Source organism: Methanosarcina sp. UBA5, from assembly GCF_002505485.1.
Lineage (GTDB): Archaea > Halobacteriota > Methanosarcinia > Methanosarcinales > Methanosarcinaceae > Methanosarcina.
In genome coordinates this window covers 1-9,190 of sequence record NZ_DAVG01000128.1, presented here as the reverse complement: position 1 = coordinate 9,190, position 9,190 = coordinate 1, and the positions used below count along the sequence as shown (strand labels likewise).

The window sequence follows — 9,190 nt, the reverse complement described above, 5'->3', positions numbered from 1 at the left end:
TTATCATAGTTACTCCTATTACCATGGATATCTATATCAGGTAACGGCTGCAAGTTATTTATCTTTTTTCCGGGAATCAAAAAACTGATTGAACTGGTTGTGGTTCTTTACTCTCCAACTTATTTCTTACTTGACTTAGTAATTATCAAGGATGAAAATTTTCGAACAGATTTTCGTTTTTTGTTCTCCTGAGTTAGCGATTATTTTAATATTATCAGTGTATAATACAAGCGCATGCCCTCAGAGTCGCACAGGGATGAAGATATTTTCGAGTCCCGGTATATTGATAAATACCTGAGCGAGTATGCTAGTATTTCATCAATAGTACGTGAGGCGCTGCCTTTTGAACTTATTGCTACTGTTGGGGGAGTAGCTGCAGGGATTATACTTTCAGGGATGACAGATGAACTTGGGATGATCCCGGGATTGCTTGTAATTTATCCCGGTGTGCTCGGGCTCAGGGGAAATATTTCGTCTACCCTTGGCTCAAGGCTCGGCAGTGCAATTCACCTGGGACTGATTACAGATCTCGACAGGCATAATCCCGAACTCATGAATAATATCTCCGGCTCCCTGATCCTGAGTGTTATTACCGCTTTTATTCTCGGTATCCTCGGGCACTTTGTAACCCTTGCTCTGGGCTTTGAAAGTGCCGGTGTCTTTAAACTTACCCTGATCTGCGTGATTTCAGCCTTTACATCCGGGGTAATTCTCTCTTTTGTTGCAGCTCTGCTGGCTGTAGGAATGTTCAGATTCGGTTTTGATCCTGATAATGTTGTTACGCCTTCGATTGCAACTATCGGGGATATTGTATCCATGCTCATGCTTTTCCTCTCGGCAAAACTGGTGGTGATGTTCTGAGGAAAACAGGGCATCATCCTTACTACACAATCAATGGTATCATTCAGCGAGGGCTACCAGTACTTATAATCACATGTGTTATGGGAATTCTTGTAGGGCAGCTTCTTAACTCAAGAGAAAAAAGTCTTATATCTATGCCTGCGATACTGATTCTTATTCCTTCCCTTATCAAGATCGGAGGGGATACAGGCAGCATGCTTGGAGCCAGGCTTTCATCGGCTTTTCATATGGGGCTTGGAGATAATCTCAGGAGCAACCCGGTCGTACACAATAGTGTTATTGCGGCTTCAATCGTAGGGTTTGTTTCATCAATTTCTGTCAGCATACTGGTCTTTCTGGCAAGCAGTTTTTTGGGGTTCGGAATGCCTTTTCTTACCCTTCTTGAAATCAGCCTCATTGCCGTTATCATAGAACTTGCCGTTGTATACTCTGCAACGGTAGCCATCGCCTTTGTTTCCCACAGGTTTGGGATGGACCCTGATGATACGGTTATTCCTTTCATAGCAAGCCTTGGAGACCTTGTTGGGGTTACAGGAATTTTCATAGCCCTATATCTATTAAATATTTTGTAAAAACCATTTTAATTAAAAATCAGTTATCATTTAGTTTATTATATTCCAGCCAGGTTCTTAAAACCTGAGTAATCAAAAATTAATAATTAATAATTACTATTAAGTATATACTCATACACACCAGCACAAGGTAGAGTTGATCTAGAGACTATGTTCCCTAAAGAATTCAGATACAGTCCAAAGAACCTCAAGGATCTTTTGACTGAGATGAAGGACACTTCCGAACTCATGGTAGACCTTGCATACTCTGCAATGATTTACGATGATGAGGACGTTGCAGAAGAGGTACTCAATCTTGAAGATAAGATGGATACCCTCGATTACCACATTAAGATGGCCGCGATGTTAAGCACACGCAGAGTTGACGAGGCCGAAGGCCTCCTGGGAGTTTTACAGGTTGCTGCGTGTTCGGAAAATATCGCTAATGCCGCAGGCGATATTGCCAAGATAGTTCTCATGAACATGGGAATTCCGATGGAACTGAAAATCGCTCTCAGGGAAGCGGAAGAGACCATAGTCAGGGCAACAGTCGCCGCAGAATCTTCAATGACAGGACGTACGCTTGGTGACCTCGAACTTGATCTCGAGACAGGCATGTGGATTATTGCTATCCGGAGAAATGAGGACTGGATTTATGATCCTGACAAGGAAACTCGCCTCCGGCAGGGAGATGTTTTGATTGCCAGAGGACATGATGAAGGAGTCGCACCGTTCTTCGAGATGGTCACGACAAGGAAATTCATCCCAAAGGAAATCGAGCATAATAAACTTTTAAAAGACCTTGAACATGCCGTGGATATTATCGTGGATATGAAGAATATGTCCGAACTCTCGGTAGGGCTTGCATATTCTGCTATTCTTTTTGACAACGAGGATATTGCGTATGAAGTTAGTGCCCTGGAGTCCGAAATGGACTCTATGAAATACGAACTTCAGCACTGGGTGCTTGAAACAGCAAAGCATTTTGAGGACGTGAACATGCTCAGGGGAATCCTACACCTTGCAAGTGCCTCTGAAGCTATTTCCGATGCTGCCTACGGAATTGCAGATACTGTGCTTAGAGATATCGAACTTCATCCCATTATCACCCTTGCAGTCAGGAATTCCGAAGAGGTAATAACCAGGCTCCAGGTCGAGAAATGTTCTCCTATAGTCGGAAAGACGTTCTTTGAATTGAAGCTTGAGACTGAAACTGGGCTGCACGTAATGGCAATCAAAAGGGCTGACCGCTGGGTCTATGCTCCGAAAGGTAATACGGTTGTTCAGGCAGGAGATATGCTTATTGCACGCGGCTCAAGGATTGGGGAAGGGGCGCTTATTGATATGTGTGAATGCAAACTGAACCAGTAATCTCCGGCAATTTCTTCGAACAAAATCACTAATGCAGTTGCTGCGGAATCCATTTCTTGAAAGCATAACTTGGAACGGTAGCTTCAGTGGAATATTATTATTTTTTAATATTCTCGGTTTTTATATATCTAGCTACATATTACTATGTAGGAGTTTTGAGTATGGCAATTGTTGGGCTTTCAAGAAACAAAGACACCCTGGAATCCGTAAAAGTGGCAGTGGAGCTTGCGGGAGGGCTTGGGATTAAAGAAGGGTCTACTGTACTGATCCGGCCGAACGCTAATACCGCAGACCTGCCTCCTGGCTCGACAAATCCTGATGTCCTAAAGGGAGCTATACGAGAAGCAAGAAAATACAACCCCAAAAAAATTATTGTTGCTGAAAAATCAATGACCACGCTGGATACCGAAATGGTGCTCAGGAAGCTTGGGCTCTGGCAGGTTGCTGAGGCCGAAGGAGCAGATGAAATCCTTACTTTTGATCACATGAAACGCTCTCATCTGAAGCCTGATGGGGCTTCCTCCTGGCCTGTAGGGTTTTATGTTCCCCAATTTCTTGATTTTGTGGATTACGTGATTGCCCTTCCTGTAATCAAGACTCACTGGACTGCAACCTTTACCATGGGCTTGAAATCACAGATCAGCATAACTGCAGACCCGGACAGGAGGCAGCTTCCTCATGGCAGGCACAGGGACGTACTTTTCGGTAATATGATTGCCGAGTCAAATCTTGTTTACAGGCCTGATTTTTATATCTCGGACGCTACAAAATGCTTTGTGACCGGAGGTCCTGACCTTGGAACTCTCAGAGAGCCTGGCATTGTACTTGCAAGCTCGGATGTGGTCGCAAACGATGTTGTAGGTCTTGCTCTCCTGAAAGCTCTTGGCACGGTTCCGAAAATCCAGGAGCATTCAGTCTGGGCCCAGCCCCAGATCAAAAGGGCAGTAGAAATTGAGCTAGGGGTGCGTTGCAGGGAAGAAATAACTGTAAAAAGTTCAGGGGTTGAGGAAATCGAAGAAATTCTTGCCAATCTTGCTTGATTGCGTTTTGGAAATACTTAGCGATAACCCTGGGTAGAAAAATTCAGGTCTTTATGTCCTAGCAGACTGGATTTCCTGCTACTCGAATTTAAAAGATTAAATTTATGATGTTAGCATGTTTTGGCAATCTTATAATAACTTTAAAGTATTCATAAAGTACTTTTTTCCTATTCTAATTCCGAGTTTCTCCTTTTGCCTCTGTTTTATCATGACTGTGCAAATATGCTCACCTATTACCATAATTTATTTATTTTCGACGTTCCCATAAGTTATGGGGGAATTTATATGAAATGCGAAAGCTGTGGAGTAGAGAGTGAAGGAAGGTACTGTAAGACTTGCGGCGATATAATGGATGAACTTGTAAGACAGGTAGGAGAAGCACGCTGGGCAGCAATCGATGATTGTTCGTTTATCTATCCGCTTGTACAGCGTGTGGCTAAAGGAGAACTTACTGTCCACGATATTATTCAAGCTCTTGAAGTGGAAGACTAAGTCTTCTGTCCTCTCAGATCTTCAGTCAGCAGCTCCCGAAGACGGCTACAGGGCTTTTCTTCTGAGACTTAATGTTTTAGAGCTTTACGACGAAGTTAGCGGAGGAGCCAACTCTTATTTGCCGGTTTCTTGCTTGAAATTTGAATACGAATGGAGGATACACTTTAAATCAGGTCTCTAACTATCCTGCAGGAACCATTCTTTTGAGATTAATTTTAGCTCAGCCTTAGCTTTAAGCCTTAAAGTTATATCTCTCTAGCTTTAATATTATATTGTTAAGCAGTTTTCCTGCTGTCAGGAGCTGGTGCTATATATGAATAGAAAGACCGGTGCAGTTGTTCTGATATTCTTGTTTGCAGCAATGGTTTTCATTTCGGGATGTGTTAAAAATGAGAAAGCCGAGGCACCTGTAAATAAGGAGTCTCCCGAAGCCGGCAAAGGAGATGAAAACATGAACATTCAAAATATAAAGGTTTTTAGCAGCGCATTTGCAGCTAACAGTAGTATTCCGGGAAAGTACACCTGTGATGGGCAGAATATAAATCCACCTCTGGAGTTCGAGGGTATTCCTGAAGAGGCCGAAAGTTTAGTGCTTATAGTAGACGACCCTGATGCTTCCCCAAAGATATTCACACACTGGATTGTCTGGAATATAGAACCTGTAGCGAAAATAGAAGAAGACAGTATACCTGGGGTCGAGGGTTTAAACGATTTCATGAAAATCGGATACGGGGGACCATGTCCACCTGCTGGTACGCACAGGTATTTCTTCCGGGTCTATGCTCTGGACAAGAACCTGGATCTTAAAGCAGGGGCAGGAAGAAAAAACCTTGAAAATGAAATGATAGGGCATATTATTGCCGAAGGGGAGTTGATGGGAAAATTCAGAAAAAAATGATTTTCTTATGGGGGAAAGAGAGTGGAAGAAAGTCAAACAGCTGAAATAAATCCAGATTTTTTCGAAAATCCCGGGGGCAACCTGGAAAAAGCAACCTTTGCTGCAGGTTGCTTCTGGGGGATTGAAGAGGCTTTCAGGCAGGTTAAAGGTGTGGTTGCAACTGCGGTTGGCTTCAGCGGTGGGCATTTTGAACGCCCTACCTATGAACAGGTCTGTACTCTTGATACCGGACATGTGGAAGCCGTTCGGGTGATTTTTGACCCAAAAATTGTGTCTTATGAAACCTTACTTAATGTCTTCTGGAAAATCCATGATCCAACTACAAAGGACAGACAGGGCCCTGATATCGGAAAGCAATACCGCTCAGTTATCTTTTACCATGACGAGAAGCAAAAAGCTGCTGCTCTGGCCTCAAAAGAAAAGCTTGAAAAATCAGGGGCTTTCAAAAACCCGATAGTTACCGAGGTTGTACCGATTTCCGAGTTTTATAGGGCTGAAGAGTATCACCAGCAGTATTTTGAAAAGAAGGGCTTTTTGCAGAATGTACTTCGAGGTTTGAAGAAATAGTTCCCAAAAAGAAAAAGACCTTTTAATAATTTAAATTGAAAAAATAACCTTTGAAAGGGTCTTTAAGCGGAACAGCACTTAACTGGTGTTCCTATTACTTTATAGCGTGTTTTCTGTTTTTCTAACTCTTTTAGTTTTGTTGAATATATTTATTAACATTCTAATAAATATATGTATTAACCCATTAACTTTTGAGGTACTGTTATGCTTATTAAAATTCTAGCCGCCGCGACTTTAATTTTGTTGGGAATTGTGGTTTTTTCTACTTGTTCTGGTTCCAATAACGAGAGTACACAGGATGACAAAGAAGATATAATTCAAAAAATAGAGGTTAACAACAGCAGTTTTCTTGATTTCTCGATAGATTGAAATGATTTCAAAGCAGTCGTTGTAGATAACGAGTTCATCCCAAAACTTGATTTGCTTCTTGACCTTGTATTTCGAATAATCAATCAAGATCAAGATCATGAAAACAACTTTGAAAATTCCCAACGGTTATGAATAAAGTGGCTTTTGGGATAGGCTCTTAATATGTATCACTCAAAACCATATACTCTTGACTACAGAAGACCCGAAAATGCTGAAGAAATTTTAAAAAAAGTTAACAGAAGCAATTCCAGAATATACTGGTTCAGATGAACAACATATCATAGGTTTTCTGGACGAATCTTCACCACAAACAAAGGCAAATACACAGCGAGTAGGGTCATTTAAAAAACCTTTAATGATTAAAAATACGGATTATATAAAAGCAAATGCATTTGCCTTTTATTCAATTAACGGTAACAATCTCACCGATTTTATGGAAAGTTCAAGGGCAGAAAGCGTATGTGAGTTTCTTGAAAAAATAGTGAAAGAAATAAAGGAAAAAGAATAATTATTGTTCTGGATAATTCGAAATCACATAAAGCTGATAGAACGGTAAGAAAAGCAAGAGAATTAAAAATAACACTTGTGTTTCTTCCTCCTTATTCGCCAGATCTAAATCCTGTAGAATTTGTATGGAAAACGATAAAAAGAGAAGTATCTGTCAGATTTATTCAATCAAAAGAACATTTGAGAAATAGTATCAAAAATGAATTTATGAAAGTGGAAAAGTCATTATCATTTGCAAAGAAATGGATGGAAACTTTCAACCTACAAATAAAAAGTGTAATTTGTTGAGTCAGAAACTATAATAATACGGAGGCAGGTTTATATTACCCGAAACAGTATTCCTGGAGTAAGATTGCTTTTTTTACTGTTGCTGACGGTACTTATCTTGCCCATATTTCCGGCAGCTTCTGAGTTTAATTATCCAAGAATTTTAGATCATCCATGGGATCATTCCCCTATCACCGTGTATATAGATAACAAAAGTGTACCTCCACACTATATTCCTACCTATTACACACAGGTACAAAAAGCGCTAAATTACTGGGCAGAAGGAGGGAACGGAAAACTGGATTACACTCCCGTTTTTGAAGTTGTGGATTCCGAAAAAGCTGATATCAGGATAAGATGGGTCGAAAACCTGCAGAAAGATCAAGGTGCTCCTAGTAGAGTTGCAGGTGATACAATTCCATTTATTGTCAATGGGCGATTTATACGTGTAGATATAATGCTTGGAGTTGGATATTCTCAGTGGGGGGAATGGGTTTCGTATAGTGATATTGCAATGCTCGCCATTGCAGAGCATGAATTAGGGCATGCTCTGGGGTTGGATCACAGCAATGACAAGCAAGATATTATGTATCCAACCAACGAGCAGATAAATAACACAAATCCTATCCTAAGTAAGTACGGTTCTCTTTTGCTTTTTGCAGTTTACGCAGTTCTTGCGATTGTCGTCTTCCTTTCTGTAAGCTACATATTAAGACGTGTTACTAAATGAGAGCTTATATTATAGATCCATTGTGGCTTTTCAACATGCATTGATGACTTTTCAGATAGGTTCTAAGTTGGATTGTTATAAACATGTATTGAAATTTTGCTAATACTTTGTGATTTCTAAGCACATAAATTGAGGAGTTAATTAAATGAATACTGCTAATGCAACCACTTATAACCTAAAGATAAAAACTCTGCTTGGTTTTGCAGAGCTTATTTTCATCATCGTTTTGTTTCTTTTTGCTCTTGCAGGTTCATTTAATTTTTGGCAGGCATGGATTTATTCAATTATTTGTTGGGTCATTAGCAGCAATTACTTTTTACTTATGGAAAAATGACCCTGAACTTCTGGCTCATAGGGTTAATATGGGACCAGGCGCTGACAAAGAACGGACTCAGGAGATTATACAGTTTTTTGCTACGATATTATTTATTGCCTTTCTCGTTATTTCCGCGTTTGACCATCGTTTTGGTTGGCTGCATGTCCCTTTCTACATTGTCATTCTGGACAACATTCTTGTAACTCTGGGATTTTTTGACTCTTTCTCGTTTTCAGAGAAAACGCTTTTGCATCCGCAATCGTCGAAGTAACCGCCGATCAAAAATTAATAACAATTGGACCGTATAGCATAGTACGACGCCATCCATTGTATGTGAGTGGTCTCACCATAATGTTAGGCACGCCTCTCGCGCTTGGCTTGTGGTGAGGTTTACTCATATTTATTCCCTTTACGCTGGGAATTATCTGGAAACTTCTTGATGAGGAAAAGTTTCTATCTTATGGCTTACGCGGTTGAAATATAAATTAAGTACATTCTTCTTTGTGACTGATAAGCATTTTATAGAGTTGAAGGTTAATGCTGTTGATTTTTCAGTTCAACTGCGTAAGTTCTAAGTCTAAAGGATCTAAGTTACCTATAAAAAATACTTATATTAATATATTCTCTAGAAAATGTCGGAGGTAAGGCAATAAAACTACTAATACACAAGAAAACATTCATAAAAATTTATTTATGTGATAAGGTCTATATTAATAAATTAGGGAATTTTAGGAGGTAGCACTAATGGATGTAGAAACACAGATTAAAATAAACGAGAAATTAAGAGCTATGCAGTCAAATGAAAAGAAGATAAAAATTGCAAAAAAACGAATTGCGGCAATAGAAGAAAAGATTAAAGAATATACTGACCAAAATAATAAGCTTAAAGAAGAAGTTAATAAATTAATAGGAGAATCAAGCCTCGAAATGAACCTGCTGTGATAGTTGCAAGTTCTTACTTGACATAATCGGACAAGAGATATGAATGTATATAATTACCTGGTTGAAGACAAGTTTGACAGCAAATTTGATACTAGAGTTTTTTTACAGAGCCTATCCCAAAAGCCACTTTATTCATAACCGTTGGGAATTTTCAAAGTTGTTTTCATGATCTTGAGCTTGATTGATTATTCGAAATACAGGGTCCAAAAAGCAAATCAAGTTTTGGGATGAACTCACAGTAAAATCAACCAGATAATGACTAAGAGCCTATCCGAAAAG

At 39.8% G+C, this 9,190-nt stretch carries 10 protein-coding genes and 1 pseudogene; all 11 read left to right on the top strand.

The window, feature by feature from the left end:
- Window positions 1-234: 234 nt before the first annotated feature.
- The gene (locus tag BP621_RS16350; protein ID WP_292391758.1) at window positions 235-861 is read left to right on the top strand and encodes a magnesium transporter; all 627 of its coding nucleotides are present in this window, start codon (window positions 235-237) and stop codon (window positions 859-861) included.
- An 80-nt stretch (window positions 862-941) separates the two neighbouring features.
- Window positions 942-1,433: a magnesium transporter gene (locus BP621_RS16345; protein WP_292391756.1), complete on the top strand. Its 492-nt coding sequence runs from the start codon at window positions 942-944 to the stop codon at window positions 1,431-1,433.
- A 150-nt stretch (window positions 1,434-1,583) separates the two neighbouring features.
- Window positions 1,584-2,783 carry a potassium channel family protein gene (locus tag BP621_RS16340; RefSeq protein ID WP_292391755.1) on the top strand — a complete coding sequence of 400 codons (1,200 nt, stop codon included), beginning with the start codon at window positions 1,584-1,586 and terminating at the stop codon, window positions 2,781-2,783.
- A gap of 161 nt (window positions 2,784-2,944) precedes the next feature.
- Window positions 2,945-3,823 (top strand): DUF362 domain-containing protein, encoded by an 879-nt coding sequence (locus BP621_RS16335; RefSeq protein ID WP_292391754.1) that lies wholly within the window; start codon window positions 2,945-2,947, stop codon window positions 3,821-3,823.
- A 285-nt stretch (window positions 3,824-4,108) separates the two neighbouring features.
- Window positions 4,109-4,315, top strand: coding sequence for a hypothetical protein (locus tag BP621_RS16330; RefSeq protein WP_292391752.1), 207 nt, complete (start codon window positions 4,109-4,111; stop codon window positions 4,313-4,315).
- Window positions 4,316-4,628: 313 nt separating this feature from the next.
- Complete coding sequence (locus tag BP621_RS16325; RefSeq protein ID WP_292391750.1) at window positions 4,629-5,213, top strand: YbhB/YbcL family Raf kinase inhibitor-like protein; 585 nt, start codon at window positions 4,629-4,631, stop codon at window positions 5,211-5,213.
- A 21-nt stretch (window positions 5,214-5,234) separates the two neighbouring features.
- Entirely contained in the window at window positions 5,235-5,780 is a 546-nt protein-coding gene (gene msrA, locus BP621_RS16320) for a peptide-methionine (S)-S-oxide reductase MsrA (RefSeq protein WP_292391749.1), read from the top strand.
- 522 nt (window positions 5,781-6,302) lie between these two features.
- Window positions 6,303-6,944 (top strand): annotated as a pseudogene (locus BP621_RS16315) (IS630 family transposase); the annotation flags it as partial.
- Window positions 6,945-7,008: 64 nt separating this feature from the next.
- Entirely contained in the window at window positions 7,009-7,653 is a 645-nt protein-coding gene (locus tag BP621_RS16310; RefSeq protein WP_292391747.1) for a matrixin family metalloprotease, read from the top strand.
- A gap of 145 nt (window positions 7,654-7,798) precedes the next feature.
- Window positions 7,799-7,987 (top strand): hypothetical protein, encoded by a 189-nt coding sequence (locus BP621_RS16305; protein WP_292391745.1) that lies wholly within the window; start codon window positions 7,799-7,801, stop codon window positions 7,985-7,987.
- Window positions 7,988-8,713: 726 nt separating this feature from the next.
- Window positions 8,714-8,911 (top strand): hypothetical protein, encoded by a 198-nt coding sequence (locus BP621_RS16300; protein WP_292391744.1) that lies wholly within the window; start codon window positions 8,714-8,716, stop codon window positions 8,909-8,911.
- Window positions 8,912-9,190: the final 279 nt, after the last annotated feature.

What these genes read in the sequence shown, in the direction of transcription:
- BP621_RS16350 (WP_292391758.1), top strand. Translation starts at nt 235, where the DNA reads ATGCCCTCAGAGTCGCACAGGGATGAAGATATTTTCGAGTCCCGGTAT.
- BP621_RS16345 (WP_292391756.1), top strand. Translation starts at nt 942, where the DNA reads ATGGGAATTCTTGTAGGGCAGCTTCTTAACTCAAGAGAAAAAAGTCTT.
- BP621_RS16340 (WP_292391755.1), top strand. Translation starts at nt 1,584, where the DNA reads ATGTTCCCTAAAGAATTCAGATACAGTCCAAAGAACCTCAAGGATCTT.
- BP621_RS16335 (WP_292391754.1), top strand. Translation starts at nt 2,945, where the DNA reads ATGGCAATTGTTGGGCTTTCAAGAAACAAAGACACCCTGGAATCCGTA.
- BP621_RS16330 (WP_292391752.1), top strand. Translation starts at nt 4,109, where the DNA reads ATGAAATGCGAAAGCTGTGGAGTAGAGAGTGAAGGAAGGTACTGTAAG.
- BP621_RS16325 (WP_292391750.1), top strand. Translation starts at nt 4,629, where the DNA reads ATGAATAGAAAGACCGGTGCAGTTGTTCTGATATTCTTGTTTGCAGCA.
- BP621_RS16305 (WP_292391745.1), top strand. Translation starts at nt 7,799, where the DNA reads ATGAATACTGCTAATGCAACCACTTATAACCTAAAGATAAAAACTCTG.
- BP621_RS16300 (WP_292391744.1), top strand. Translation starts at nt 8,714, where the DNA reads ATGGATGTAGAAACACAGATTAAAATAAACGAGAAATTAAGAGCTATG.